This is a genomic window from Symbioplanes lichenis (assembly GCF_030709675.1).
Classification (GTDB): Bacteria; Actinomycetota; Actinomycetes; order Mycobacteriales; family Micromonosporaceae; genus Actinoplanes; species Actinoplanes lichenis.
In genome coordinates this window covers 182013-194343 of the sequence record NZ_JAUZQD010000003.1, presented here as the reverse complement: position 1 = coordinate 194343, position 12331 = coordinate 182013, and the positions used below count along the sequence as shown (strand labels likewise).

Sequence of the window (12331 nt, the reverse complement as noted above, 5' to 3'; positions counted from 1 at the left end):
TGCCGTGGGGCGTGCTGGCGCACTCGACGCATCTGCGCGGGGCCGGCACCTATGACCCGGCGACCGGGGAGGAACGGCTGCGCGTGCGGGTGACCCTGGCGACGGGGATCCCGGAGGAGGTGTGCCGGGCCGCCAACCTCGGCTATCGGGATCCCGCATCGGTGGATTTGTCGGCGTACGCGCGGGAGCCCGGCACACTGGTCGTGCCGCGCGCCGGTGAGATGTTGTTCCGGCTGCGAGACCCTGTCACCAGTCCGGCGTCCGCCGCCGCGCGCAGGGCCTCGGCCAGCACCTGACGCTCGGGGCGGCCCAGCGCCCGGGCCAGCGCGGCGACCTGCTCGAACTCGGGCATCGCCTGCACGATGATCCCGTCCCGGTGACCGACCTTGACCGCGACCGTGCCGCCGGCGACCGGGACGTCCACGAAGTAGCGGCCGAGCGGGTGCTTACGGGTGTCGTGCTCGCGGACGCCGAGCGTGCTGGTGTGCTCGAAGATCAGGTCGCGCAGGGCCGCCGCCCGCCCGGGAGGACAGAGGACGCTGAGGGTGTGCGCCGGGCGCCCCTTCTTCATGACGATCGGCACGAGCCAGGCGTCGTCGGCGCCCGCCTCCAGCAGGCGGGTGAGCACGCCCGGCCACAGGCGCGGATCCAGATCGTCGACGTTGGCCTCGAGGAGCACGGCATCCACCGGCTGCCCCGCGGGCGCGGGCCCCGGCGACCGCGACGGCGATCCGATGACGACGCGGACCACGTTGGCGCGGCCCGGGGTGTCACGGGTGCCCGCGCCCACGCCGACGGCCTCGACCAGCAAAGACGGCAGGTCCTCACAGTCGGTGGCAAGGGTGCGGAGCACGGCCATGCCGGTCGGAGTCGCCAGCTCGCCGGGCCCGGCCCCGGCGGGCGTGCCACGCACCTGCCACCCGCGCGACAGATGGGCGACGGCCGGGGCGGGGACGGGCAGCACGCCGTGCGCCGAGCGGACGGTGCCCGAGCCGAGCGCCACCTCGCTCGCGGACACGGTCGCGATGCCGAGGTCGTCGAGGGCCGCACCGATGCCGACGACGTCCGCGATGGCATCCAAGGCGCCGACCTCGTGGAAGTGCACCGAACCGGCCGGGATCCCGTGCACATGGGCCTCGGCCTCCGCCAGGCAGGAGAAGACGGCCCGAGCCCGCGGGTTGCCGTCCAGCATCCGCTCGATCGTGTCCCAGGTGCGGTGCGGCGGATCCGGGACGAGCACGTCGACGTCCGCCTTCACCGCGCGCAGGCCGGCCCGGGTCACGGTCGCCGTGGTGATGCGGACGGCGCCGGGCACGACCGCGTCCACCGCCCGCTGCACGACAACCGGGTCGGCGCCGGCGTCGATCAGGGCGGCCAGCAGCATGTCGCCCGCGATCCCGGCGGACGCGTCGATCCACATGTGCCGGGTCACGACGGCGCCGCGATCTGGGCGGCGAGATGGCCCGCGCCGTAGCCGTTGTCGATGTTGACCACGCCGATGCCGGGCGCGCAGGCGTTGAGCATCGCCAGCAGCGGCGCCACGCCCTGGAAGGCCGTGCCGTAGCCGACCGACGTGGGCAGCGCGACCACCGGCGCCGCGATCAGGCCGGCGACGACGCTGGGCAGGGCGCCGTCCATCCCGGCCGCCACGACGACGACCCGGGCGCGGCGCAGGGTGTCCAGATGGGACAGGATGCGATGCAGTCCGGCGACGCCGACATCCACGATCAGCTCGGTCGTCCGGCCCAGATAGCGCGCGGTCAGCTCAGCCTCGCGGGCCACGGGCAGGTCGGAGGTGCCCGCGGCGACCACCACGACCCGTCCGCCGGTCGGGGGCGGGGGCTGCGGCGGCCAGGCGAGCAGCCGCGCCGCGTCGTCGTGGAAGGCGTCGGGCAGCACGGCCAGCACGGCGGCCGCGTGCTCGGCGGCGGCCCGGGTGAACAGGGTGACCACGTCCAGCTGCCCGACCTGTCCGGCGATGGCGGCCACCTGCGCCGGCGTCTTGCCCTCGCAGTAGACGGCTTCGGGATAGCCCCGGCGCGCGGCCCGGCCGAGGTCCAGGTTGAGGCCGGTGAACCCGGGCGAGCCGGAAGGCGAGGACTCAGTCACGGGTCACCAGGGGCAGGGTGAAGGCGCCGGACTGGATCCCGGCCAGGTCGACGGTGACGAAGCGGAAGCCGGCCGCCGTCACTGCCGCGTGCACCTCCGAGCGCAACGGTGGCGTGACGGCTCGGAGGAGATCCTCCGGCGGGAGTTCCACGCGGGCGATGTCGCCGTGGTGGCGTACGCGGGAATCGGGGAAACCCAGCCGGCGCAGGGCCGCCTCGGCCTGCTCGATCTGGCGCAGCTTCTCCGGGATCACGATCGAGAAGTGCGGGATCCGCGACGCGAGACAGGGCGCCGCGGGCTTGTCGGCGCTCGGCAGCGCGAAGGCGCGGGCGATCCGGCGCACCGCCGCCTTGTCCAGGCCCAGATCGACGAGCGGGCGCAGCACCCGGTGCTCGGTCGCGGCGCGCGCACCCGGGCGGTCCGGGCGGGCGGTGTCCGACAGGTTCTCGCCGTAGGCGACCGCGTCCAGCCGGTGCTCGCTCACCACCTCGGCGCCGATGCGGGTGAACAGCTCGTCGCGGCAGTGGAAGCAGCGGTCGGGCCCGTTGGCGCGATAGCCCGGCCGCGCGCCCTCGTCGGTGACGACCTCCACCACGGGTACGCCGACGTGGCGCGCGACGTCGTGCGCGGCGACCCGCTCGTCGGCGGCCAGGGCGGGTGACACCCCGAGGATCGCGACCACCCGATCGGCGCCCAGCGCCCGGGCGGCCAGCGCGAGCAGCACCGACGAGTCGACCCCGCCGGAGAACGCGACCCCGAGCCGGTCGACGCCCGAGAGCAGCCGCCGCGCGCCGAGCACGGCGGCGCCCGCGAAATCATCGTCAGTCATCGATCACTCCGTTGGGCCTGTGTCCAAGTGGGGGTCGACGGCGAGGCGAGGTCCAGGCGTCGGCTGGGTGTGCGACGTGGTCGCCCGCATCCCGGTGTTGGATGTGGGTGATCGCGGCGTGCGGCCAGGCGGCGTCTGGGGCCGCCGCAGCCCGGCCTCCACTTTGACACAGGCCCTAGCATGGCGTCATGGGACAGCGTCCCACCATCTACGACGTCGCGCGCGAGGCCGGCGTGGCGGCGTCGACCGTGTCCCGGGCGTACGCCCGGCCGGGCCGCGTGAACACCGACACCGCCCGCCGGGTCTTCGCGGCGGCCGAGCGGCTCGGCTATCGCACCACGCGGCTCGACGGCGGGCCGCCGCCGGGCGCCCGCGCCGCCCACGAGGCCATCGCCCTGGTGATCGCCGACGTCACGAACCCGTTCTACGGCGAGATCATCAAGGGCGCGTACGAGGCCGCCCGCCGGGCGGGATATCAGCTGGTCCTGTCGCACACCAACGAGTCGCCGGAGGAGGAGCGCCGCACGATCGAGCGGGAGCTCGCCCACGTCGACGGGATCGTGATCGCCAGCTCCCGGATGACCGACTCGGCGCTGCGGATGATGGCCAAGCAGCGGCCGGTCGTCCTGCTCAACCGGATCCTGCCCGAGGCGATCTGCGTCGTCAGCGACACCCGGCGCGGGATCCACCGGGCCGCGGAGCACCTGGCCGCGCTCGGGCACGAGCGGATCCGCTACGTGGCGGGACCGGGCACGAGCTGGTCGGACGGGACACGCTGGCGGGCGCTGCGCGAGGCGGCGGCCCGGCTGGGTCTCGACGTGCGGCGGATCGGCCCGCACGAGCCGACCGTGCTGGCCGGGCTGAGCGCGGCGCGGCGGGTGGCCCGGGCCGACGCGACGGCGGTGCTGGCCTACAACGACGCCCTCGCCATCGGCGTGATGAAGGGCCTGCGCAAGCTGGGCGTGGCGGTGCCGGCCGACATCAGCGTGGTCGGCTTCGACAACATCCTGCTCGACGAGCTGGTCGAGCCGGCGCTGACCACGGTGGCGGCGCCGCTCTACCGGATGGGGCTGACCGGGGTGCGGAACTGCATCGCCCTCGCCCAGGGGGCCCACCTCAGCGCCACTCCCCTGGTGCTGCCGGTCCGCCTGGTCGTCCGGCAGTCGACAACCCACCGGCGATAGCCCACTCGTACGAGATCCGGTGCGACTCACGCGCGGTCGCCACGCTCGGCTCGTCCACCTCGATCATGAAGTCGCCGTCGTAGCCGTCCGGGATCGCGGAAAGCACCGCGGCGAAGTCGATGACGCCCCGGCCGGGCTCGGCCCACAACCGCTTGGTGCGCTGCGCGTCCCGATAGCTCAGCGGCGAGCCGTCGAGGTGGTCGGCGTACACGTCCTTGATGTGGATCCCGCCGAGCCGGTCGGCGTAGCGGCGGACGAGGGCCGCGGGATCCACGCCGGCCCAGCGCAGGTGCCCGGTGTCGGGGCCGAAGCCGATGACGTCCGGGCCGAGATCGTCGAGCAGCCGGACGATCTCCTCCTCGGTCTCGAAGACGCCGCCGACGTGCGAGTGGTGCAGCGGCCGCAGGCCCTCCGCCCGCAACACCCGGCACACCTCGCCGCACTGGTCGATCGCCCGATCCAACCGGCCCGCGTCGAAGTCCGCGCCCACCGCCGGGGTATCCAGTCGGGCCGGCACGCTCATGGAGGAGATCATCGTCCGGTCGAGCCCGAGCGCGGTCTGCGTGGCCGCGAACTGCTTGGCCCGCTCGACGTCCGCCGCGAGGTCGCCGTCGAAGGACGAGTTGAAGAGGCTCAGGGACGGCGACAGGCCGTACCCGGCGATCCAGCGGGCGTAGGCGGGCGCGGTCATGTGCTCGGGGACGTCGGCCTTGACGGCGGTGAACCCGATCTCCTGGAAGTCGCGGAACGCCTCCTCGAACACCGGCACGGTCTTGCCCCCGGCGAGCCAGTACGGGATCGGGTTGGCGGCTATGCGGTTCACGACAGCGTCACCGGCTTCCCCGTGCGGGCCGACTCGTACGCGCCGGTGATGACCGCGATCGACTGGCGGTTGGTCTCGAGGGTCACCCGCAGCGGGGCTTTCCCGTCGAGGGCGTCGAGGAAGTTCAGGTACTGCAGGCGGTGCGCGTCGGACAGCTGCCCCGGGTCGCTTGCGGCGACCGGGCGGCGGCTGGAGGTCGTACCCATCAAGCGCTCCTCGGTGGAAGTCTCGAGAAACACGAGCTGGTCGTTGTCGATGACGGCCGAGCCCCGGTCGCCGTGCACCTGCAGCCGCGCGCTGAGTCCCGGGTTGGCCGCCGTGGATGCGTGCAGCACGCCCAGGGATCCGTTCTCGAAGCGCACGACGCCGGCGGCCACGTCCTCGACCTCGATGCGCTCGTGGGCCAGGGTGCCCGTGTAGGCGAACACCTCGACCGGCCGGCCCAGCGCCGCGACCAGCAGATCGACGGTGTGCACGCCCTGGTTCATCAGCGCGCCGCCGCCGTCGAGCTCCCACGTGCCCCGCCAGTCGCCCGAGTCGTAGTAGCTCTGACCCCGCCACCAGTCGATGGATGCGATCCCGGACGTGATGCGTCCCAGCTCGCCCCGGTGGATCGCGGCGAGGACGGTCTCGGTGGACGGGTCGAAGCGGTGCTGGGAGATGACCGTGACCAGGGTGCCGGCCGCCCGCTGCGCCTCGATGATCGCGTCGGTGCGGGCGACGGTCGTCTCGGCCGGCTTCTCGATGATCACGTGCTTGCCGGCCCGCAGCGCCTCGATCGAGAGCGGGCCGTGCAGGCCGGTCGGGACGCAGACGACGACCACGTCGACGTCCTCTTTTTCCACCAGCTCGGTGAGCGAGGGGTACGCGCGGCCGGAGAGCGCGGCCGCGCGGGACAGATCGGTGTCGGCGACGGCCACGAGGTCGAGCCGGTCGGCCAGCTGACTGGCGACGAGCCGGTGGTGCTTGCCGATGACACCGGCTCCCACCAGGGCGAACTTGGGCTTGCTCACGCGAATGCGATCCCCTCGGTCTGCAGCAGGCCGGTGAAGGCCCGGTGGGCGCGGCCGAAGTGCTCCGGCCCGGAGAAGCCGCCGGCGGCATGCCCGGCGGCGAGGTGCGGCTCGAGCGAGAAGAACCCGTCGAACCCGTCGTGGTGCAGGGCGCGGATCGTCTCGGCGACCTCCCCGTCGCCCTCGCCGGTCGGCACGACGGTGCCGTCCGCGGCCAGCGCGTCCTTGATCTGCACATAGGCGACGTGCGGCCGCAGCACGTCATAACCCTCGGTGTACGGGCGGACGCCGACCTGCACGAAGTTGGCCGGATCCCACGCCAGCCGCAGGTGCGGGGATCCCACCGAGCGCACGACGTCGAGGCACCGGGCGGGCACGTCGCCGTAGATCTGCTTCTCGTTCTCGTGCAGCAGCACCACGTCGGCGTCCTCGGCGACCTTGGCCAGCTCGCGCATCCGGTCGATCACCTCGTCCCGGTACACGCCCGGATCCGCGCCGGCCGGCAGGAAGAACGAGAAGATCCGCACGTACGGGGCCTCGAAGAAGTAGGCGACCTCGGCCGCGTGCCGCATCCGGCGCAGATGCGGCTCGAACGGGTCCTCGATCCCGATCTTGCCGATCGGGGAGCCGATGCTCGACACGCGGAGGTCGTGCTCCGCGAGCGTCTGCCGCATCGTGGCGAGCCGCCCGGGATCCAGGTCGAGGATGTTGACGTCCCAGGCGCTGCGCAGCTCCACGTGCCGCAGCCCGAGGCCGGCCGCGACCCGGCACTGCTCGGTGAAGTCGGCGGAGATCTCGTCGACGAATCCGGAGAGGGTCCACATGGATCCGGTCCTTTCAGGTGGTGAGTTGCTGGATCAGGCGCAGCGACCGGGCCCCCTCGGCGGGTCCGATCCCGAACGGCTCGGATCCCGCCAGCGACCGGTAGAAGTCGGCGATGAGCAGTTCGTGCGAGGCCCCCCAGTACGCGCGGCCCCCGCCCGCGGCGGCCGGCTCGGCGACGGTCTCGACGCGCCCGTCGGCGTGCCGCACGGTCAGGTCGCCGCGGATCAGCAGCGTCGCCCGCTCGGTGACGATCTCGATGGTGACCGGCGCGTCGACGGCGTTCGCGACCGTGGCGAACAGGACGCTGCGCGCGCCGCCGGCGTGGTCGAGGACGACGCTCGCGGTGTCCTCCACGTCGATGTCGTCGAGGGCGTACCGGCCGGCGTGCCCGCGGATCCGCTCGACGTCGCCGAGGAGCCATTCGAGCAGATCGAGGGTGTGGATCGCCTGGTTGATGAGCACCCCGCCGCCGCTGCGAGCCTTCTGTCCACGCCACGGCCGGGCCCGGTAATAGGCCTGGTCCCGGTGCCACAACACGGTGGCCGAGGCGCCCTTGACGGCGCCCAGCTCGCCGAGGAGCTTCTTGGCGGCGCGGCTGGTGGCGTTGTAGCGGTTCTGAAGACAGACACCGACGGGTATGCGGGAGGCACGGGCCGCCGCGATCAACTTGTCCGCCTCGGCGACCGTGTGCGCGACCGGCTTCTCGAGCAGCACGGCGACGCCGGCTTCGAGGGCGGCGAGTGCGACCGGCACGTGCTGGTCGTGCGGCGTACACACGTGGACGACATCGGGATGCACAGCCCGGAGCAACGTATCCACATCGCGGAAGACGGGTCCGTCGAACGCGGCGGTCCGGGCCGGGTCGGGGTCGGCCACCCCGGCCAGCGCCACGTCCGGCAGGTTGGCGATCGCCCGCAGATGCACGACCGACACGTCGCCGCAGCCGACGACCGCCGCCCGGATCACTTGACGCCGCCCGCGGTCAGGCCGCCGACCAGATAGCGCTGGAACACCAGGTAGAGCAGGACGACCGGCGCCGCGGAGACCAGCGCCGCCGCCATCACCTGCGAGTAGACCGGCAACGCGCCGCCCTCCTGCGTGGATCCGAAGGCCGACAGCGCGACGGCGGCGGTCCGCGTCCCGGGGCGGGTCAGCACCGAGGCGAACAGCACGTCGTTCCAGCCCAGGAGGAACGCGAAGATGCCGGACACCACGATCGCGGGCAGGCTCAGCGGCATGATGATGCGGACCAGGATCCGCGGCGTCGAGGCGCCGTCGACCCGGCCGGCCTCCTCCAGCTCGCGGGGCAGCCCGCGCAGATAGGTCACCATCACCCACGTGGAGAACGGCAACGCGAAGGTCAGGTAGGCCAGGAACAGCCCCCACCGCGTGCCGACGACCGTGACGCCGAGGTAGTTGCCGGCCGACGAGAACAGCACGAAGACCGGCAGCAACATGAGCGTCCCGGGAATGCTCTGCAGCCCGACCAGGCCCCGCAGAATGGTCAGCCGGCCAGTGAAGGTGTGGCGCACCAGCACGTACGCGGTCATGGTCCCCAGCACCGCGGAGGCGACCGCCACCAGCGCGCACACCAGGATGCTGTTGACGAGCCCGTTCGCCAGGTCCGCCGTCGTCCAGATCCTGCCGTAGCTCTCCACCGAGAAGCTGCCCGGCCAGAACTCGCCGGAGGCCACGCCCAGGTCGGAGTTGAGCGAGGCCAGCAGGATGTAGAGGACCGGCACCAGCACCATCGCGCACAGGATCACGGTGACGGTGACCAGCAGCGGGCGGGGCAAGAGGCGGTGCGCCTCGGACGAGGCACTCATCGGCGACCTCCCTCGTCGTGCACGTCCAGCCGGAGCGCGCGCAGATAGACGAACAGCGGAACGGCGACGATCAGCAACGACACGATGGCCATGGCGGCACTGAGCCCGAAGCGCAGGCTCTGGAAGCTCGTGACATAGACGATCATCGGCATCACGGTGACGTCGTCCGGGGCGGGTGCGCCGAAGAGGACGTACGGCAGGGTGAAGTTGTTGATGTGGTTGAGCGTCGCGAGCAGGCACGCCAGCAGGACCGGCCCGCGCAGATAGGGCAGCACGACGCGGACGAGCTTGGGCCACCAGTCGGCGCCGTCGATCGCCGAGGCCTCGTACACCTCGCTGTCGACGCTCTGCAGCCCGGCCAGCGCCATCAGATAGATGAAGGGCCAGGCCGCCCAGATCTCGACCAGGATCAGCGTCCAGTACGACTTCGGCCCGCTCAGCCACAGCCCGCCGTCGATGCCCGCCTTCGCCAGCACCGTGTTGACGATGCCGTCGGGCTGCAGCATCGTGCGCCAGACGGTGGCCACGACGAACGACGGCAGCACATAGGGCACGAGGAAAACGGCCCGGACCAGACCCCTTCCCCGGTACGCGTTCTGCGTCGCGAGGGCCGCCGCGATCCCGAAGGGCACCGTGGCGACCGTGGCGAGCACCGCGAAGGAGACGCTGATCCAGATGGCGTGCGGCAACCCCGAGCCGAACGCCTCGCCGAAGTTTTTCAGCCCGAGGAACGGCGCGTCGAGCCAGCGGCGCAGCGTGTACTGGTCGAGGTCGATCAGCGACAGATAGAGCGCCAGCAGCAGCGGGACGATGATGATCAGCGTCATCAGCACGCCGCCCGGCGTCAGCAGCCAAAGATCTCTTTTCGACGGGCGCGGCACTTACTTCGCCCGGTCCAGAGCCGACTGGGCGGCCTTCTGGGCGTCGGCGAGCCGGGCGTCGACCGGCACCGCGCCGCCCTGGGCCAGGTCGGGGATCGACTGCACGACCACGTTGGTCAGGGCCAGCTGGATGTCGGCCCACGCACCGGTGAACGGGGTCGCCACCGACTTCTGCGCGGCCTGCGCCACCGGGGCCAGCATGGGATCCGATTGCAGGGTCCGCAGCGCGGCGGCGTTGGCGGGCAGGTTGCCGGCGGCCTGGTAGAAGTCGAGTTGCGCCGGCTGATCGGTGACCAGCTTGACGAACTGGAACGCCAGGTCCTGGTCGTCGGAGTAGTCGGCGACCAGCAGGTTGTCGCCGGACAGGATGCTCGCGGCCTCCACGCCGCCGGCCGGGCGGGCGGTCGCGCCGGGCGGCACGGTGGGCAGCAGCGCGAACTTCCACTTGCCCTTGGTCGCGCCGCTGTCCAGCGCCTTCGCCGACGTGGTGGAGGTCAGCGCCATGTATCCGGTCTTGCCCTCGGCGAACGCGGCGATGGCCTGCGAGTTGGTCCAGCCGATCGCGGCGGGATCCACGACCTTGTCGGTGGTCAGCCAGCCGAAGTACGTGTCGTACGCCTGCTTGACGATCGGATCCCGCAGCTTCGCGGTCCTGCCGTCGACGAGCGGGTTGCCGGCCTGCGCGGACATGCCCCAGACGAACTTCCACGGGTCGTAGTTGTCCTTGTAGGCGACCGCGAGCCCGTACTGTCCGTCCTTGGTCAGCTTCTTCGCGTGGTCGCGCAGCTCGTCCCAGGACGTCGCCGGCTTGCTGATCCCCGCCGCCTGCAACAGCTCGGTGTTGTAGACCATGACGAACGGGCGGCTGACGAAGGGCACGCCCACCTGGTTCTGCTCGTCCGGCCCCGAGATGCCCAGGGTGGCGGGCACGAACTTGTCCTTGCCCCCGACCTTGCCCCACGTCTCGTCGTCCAGCTTCACGAAGGCGCCGGTCGAGTACGCCGTCGGGGTGAGCGTGGTGCCGACCGCGTAGACGTCGGGTCCCGTACCGGAGACGACCGAGGTCTGGATCTTGGTCAGCTCGTCGTTGGCGCTGGCGAACTCCTCGAACGTCACGGAGGCGCCGGTCTGTGCCTTGAACTGCGCCGCGATCGACTGCTGCCAGGCCTTGAACTCCCGCGGGTACTGCGTGTTGGCCCCGATCAGCACGTCGAGGGTCTTGCCGTCGCCGCCCCCGCCGTCGTCCCCGCCGCAGCCGGCGAGCCCCGCCACGAGTACCAGCGCCACGGCCGCGTGCCTTGTTCTCCGGCTCATCGCCCCTCCCTCTGTTACGAGAAGGTTTCGCCCCGGGGCCGGTGGAAGGCAACGAGTTGCCATTTGTTGTCATCGATGAATTGCTGTCCGCTCCCCGGAGACCGGACACTGACCGGCATGGCCCTCCATCCCGACCGGCTGCTGCCCCCGGACCCGGCCGTGCGCGACATCGCCCGCCGCCTCTACGCCGCGGTCCGGGAGCTGCCGATCATCTCGCCGCACGGGCACGTCGACCCGCGACTGCTGCTGGACGATCTCCCGTTCACCGATCCGGCGGCGCTGTTCATCCAGCCCGACCACTACGTGACGCGGCTGCTGCACGCCGGCGGGGTGAGCCTCGACGCGCTCGGAGTGGGCGCCGGCTCCTTATCGCCTTCTTCCTCCCGCGCCGCCTGGCGGTTGTTGTGCTCGCACTGGCATCTGCTGCGGGGAACGCCGGTGCGGTACTGGCTCTCGTCGTCGCTCGAGTCCTTCTTCGGGATCACTGAGCGGCCCTCGGCTGACAACGCCGATGCTCTCTACGACCAGATCGCCGGCCAGGCGCTCCGGCCGCGAGCCGCTCTCGCCGGCTTCGGCCTTTCGTTCCTGGCGACCACGGACGACCCGGCCTCCGACCTGTCGGTTCATGACGCCCTGCAGTCCGTGGTGCGGGTGGCGCCCACCTTCCGGCCCGACCGGTATTTCCTGATCGACCAGCCCGGGTGGCCCGCGCTGGTGGCCGGCCTCGGTGACTACGAGTCCTTCGTGTCGTGGCTGTCCGAGCGCCGGCGGTACTTCATCGCACACGGCGCGGTGTCCGCCGACCACGGCCACTACGACGCCGTCGCGGTGCCGCTCTCTCTTTCCGAGGCCACCCGCATCTATCGAGCCGCGCTCACCGGTGACGTCTCGCCGTCCGAGGCAGTGGCCTTCCGGCGGCACATGATCTTCGAGTCGGCCCGGATGTCCTGCGACGACGGGCTGGTCATGACCCTGCACCCCGGCGTCTACCGCAACCACCACCCCGCCTCGCTGGCGCGCTACGGCCCGGACACCGGTCACGACATCCCGGTGGCCGCGGAATTCACCCGCGCCCTGCGGCCGCTGCTGTCCCGCTTCGGCACGCATCCCGGCTTCCACCTGCTGCTCTTCACGGTCGACCCCACGGTGTACGCCCGGGAGATCGCGCCCCTCGCCGGCTTCTACCCGTCGGTCTACGCCGGCGCGCCCTGGTGGTTCCTCGACAACCCGTCCGAGATCCGGAACTTCCAGCGCGCCGTCACCGAGACGGCCGGATTCAGCCGGCTGTCCGGCTTCATCGACGACACCCGCGCGTTCCTGTCGATCCCGGCCCGGCACGACATGTCCCGCCGCCTCGACGCGGGCCACCTCGCCGAGCTGGTCGCCGAGCACCGCCTGGACGAGGACGAGGCCCACGACACACTCCGTGCCCTCGTCGTGGACCAGCCGCGGGCGGTGTTCAAGCTGTGAGGCGGGAGGTCCCCGTGGTGCACCTGGGGCTCGGCGGACACCCGGGCGTTCAGCGCT

At 72.0% G+C, this 12331-nt stretch carries 12 protein-coding genes; 2 read left to right on the top strand and 10 right to left on the bottom strand.

The genetic code is table 11. From position 1 onward, the window contains the following. Window positions 1–142 precede the first annotated feature (142 nt). The 3 genes from larC to larE are packed head-to-tail and all read right to left on the bottom strand — an operon-like array spanning window position 143 to window position 2938. Complete coding sequence (larC, locus tag RAN62_RS08065) at window positions 143–1432, bottom strand: nickel pincer cofactor biosynthesis protein LarC (RefSeq protein WP_305783874.1); 1290 nt, start codon at window positions 1430–1432, stop codon at window positions 143–145. Then, window positions 1429–2109 (bottom strand): nickel pincer cofactor biosynthesis protein LarB, encoded by a 681-nt coding sequence (gene larB, locus RAN62_RS08060; protein WP_305783873.1) that lies wholly within the window; start codon window positions 2107–2109, stop codon window positions 1429–1431. Before larB ends, larC begins: the two co-directional genes overlap by 4 nt. Next, on the bottom strand, window positions 2102–2938 hold the full coding sequence (gene larE / locus RAN62_RS08055) for an ATP-dependent sacrificial sulfur transferase LarE (RefSeq protein ID WP_305783872.1): 837 nt from the start codon (window positions 2936–2938) through the stop codon (window positions 2102–2104). The genes larB and larE overlap by 8 nt, the downstream gene beginning before the upstream one ends. Window positions 2939–3126: 188 nt before the next feature. Here larE and RAN62_RS08050 point away from each other — a divergent pair, with 188 nt between their 5' ends. After that, window positions 3127–4122, top strand: a complete 996-nt coding sequence (locus RAN62_RS08050) for a LacI family DNA-binding transcriptional regulator (protein ID WP_305783871.1) — start codon at window positions 3127–3129, stop codon at window positions 4120–4122. Here RAN62_RS08050 and RAN62_RS08045 read toward each other — a convergent pair. Genes RAN62_RS08045 through RAN62_RS08015 form a run of 7 tightly spaced genes read right to left on the bottom strand, consistent with a single transcriptional unit; the run spans window position 4055 to window position 10804 of the window. Further along, a complete protein-coding gene (locus RAN62_RS08045) occupies window positions 4055–4945 on the bottom strand; it encodes a sugar phosphate isomerase/epimerase family protein (protein ID WP_305783870.1) in 891 nt (296 codons plus the stop codon). The genes RAN62_RS08050 and RAN62_RS08045 overlap by 68 nt on opposite strands. Beyond that, complete coding sequence (locus RAN62_RS08040; protein ID WP_305783869.1) at window positions 4942–5958, bottom strand: Gfo/Idh/MocA family protein; 1017 nt, start codon at window positions 5956–5958, stop codon at window positions 4942–4944. Before RAN62_RS08040 ends, RAN62_RS08045 begins: the two co-directional genes overlap by 4 nt. Continuing rightward, window positions 5955–6782 carry a sugar phosphate isomerase/epimerase family protein gene (locus RAN62_RS08035; RefSeq protein WP_305783868.1) on the bottom strand — a complete coding sequence of 276 codons (828 nt, stop codon included), beginning with the start codon at window positions 6780–6782 and terminating at the stop codon, window positions 5955–5957. Before RAN62_RS08035 ends, RAN62_RS08040 begins: the two co-directional genes overlap by 4 nt. 13 nt (window positions 6783–6795) lie before the next feature. Continuing rightward, entirely contained in the window at window positions 6796–7749 is a 954-nt protein-coding gene (locus RAN62_RS08030) for a Gfo/Idh/MocA family protein (protein WP_305783867.1), read from the bottom strand. Next, on the bottom strand, window positions 7746–8609 hold the full coding sequence (locus tag RAN62_RS08025; RefSeq protein WP_305783866.1) for a carbohydrate ABC transporter permease: 864 nt from the start codon (window positions 8607–8609) through the stop codon (window positions 7746–7748). Before RAN62_RS08025 ends, RAN62_RS08030 begins: the two co-directional genes overlap by 4 nt. Then, window positions 8606–9436: a carbohydrate ABC transporter permease gene (locus tag RAN62_RS08020; RefSeq protein ID WP_305783865.1), complete on the bottom strand. Its 831-nt coding sequence runs from the start codon at window positions 9434–9436 to the stop codon at window positions 8606–8608. The genes RAN62_RS08025 and RAN62_RS08020 overlap by 4 nt, the downstream gene beginning before the upstream one ends. A gap of 54 nt (window positions 9437–9490) precedes the next feature. Then, window positions 9491–10804, bottom strand: a complete 1314-nt coding sequence (locus RAN62_RS08015) for an ABC transporter substrate-binding protein (RefSeq protein ID WP_305783864.1) — start codon at window positions 10802–10804, stop codon at window positions 9491–9493. Window positions 10805–10921: 117 nt separating this feature from the next. On the opposite strand from RAN62_RS08015, the gene uxaC reads away from it, so the two are divergent. Continuing rightward, window positions 10922–12274: a glucuronate isomerase gene (gene uxaC / locus RAN62_RS08010; protein ID WP_369077151.1), complete on the top strand. Its 1353-nt coding sequence runs from the start codon at window positions 10922–10924 to the stop codon at window positions 12272–12274. Window positions 12275–12331: the final 57 nt, after the last annotated feature.

Bases quoted from the DNA above. Each gene is read 5' to 3' on its own strand.
- larE (WP_305783872.1), bottom strand. From the start codon at position 2,938: ATGACTGACGATGATTTCGCGGGCGCCGCCGTGCTCGGCGCGCGGCGG.
- RAN62_RS08050 (WP_305783871.1), top strand. From the start codon at position 3,127: ATGGGACAGCGTCCCACCATCTACGACGTCGCGCGCGAGGCCGGCGTG.
- RAN62_RS08035 (WP_305783868.1), bottom strand. From the start codon at position 6,782: ATGTGGACCCTCTCCGGATTCGTCGACGAGATCTCCGCCGACTTCACC.
- RAN62_RS08025 (WP_305783866.1), bottom strand. From the start codon at position 8,609: ATGAGTGCCTCGTCCGAGGCGCACCGCCTCTTGCCCCGCCCGCTGCTG.
- RAN62_RS08020 (WP_305783865.1), bottom strand. From the start codon at position 9,436: ATGACGCTGATCATCATCGTCCCGCTGCTGCTGGCGCTCTATCTGTCG.
- RAN62_RS08015 (WP_305783864.1), bottom strand. From the start codon at position 10,804: ATGAGCCGGAGAACAAGGCACGCGGCCGTGGCGCTGGTACTCGTGGCG.
- uxaC (WP_369077151.1), top strand. From the start codon at position 10,922: ATGGCCCTCCATCCCGACCGGCTGCTGCCCCCGGACCCGGCCGTGCGC.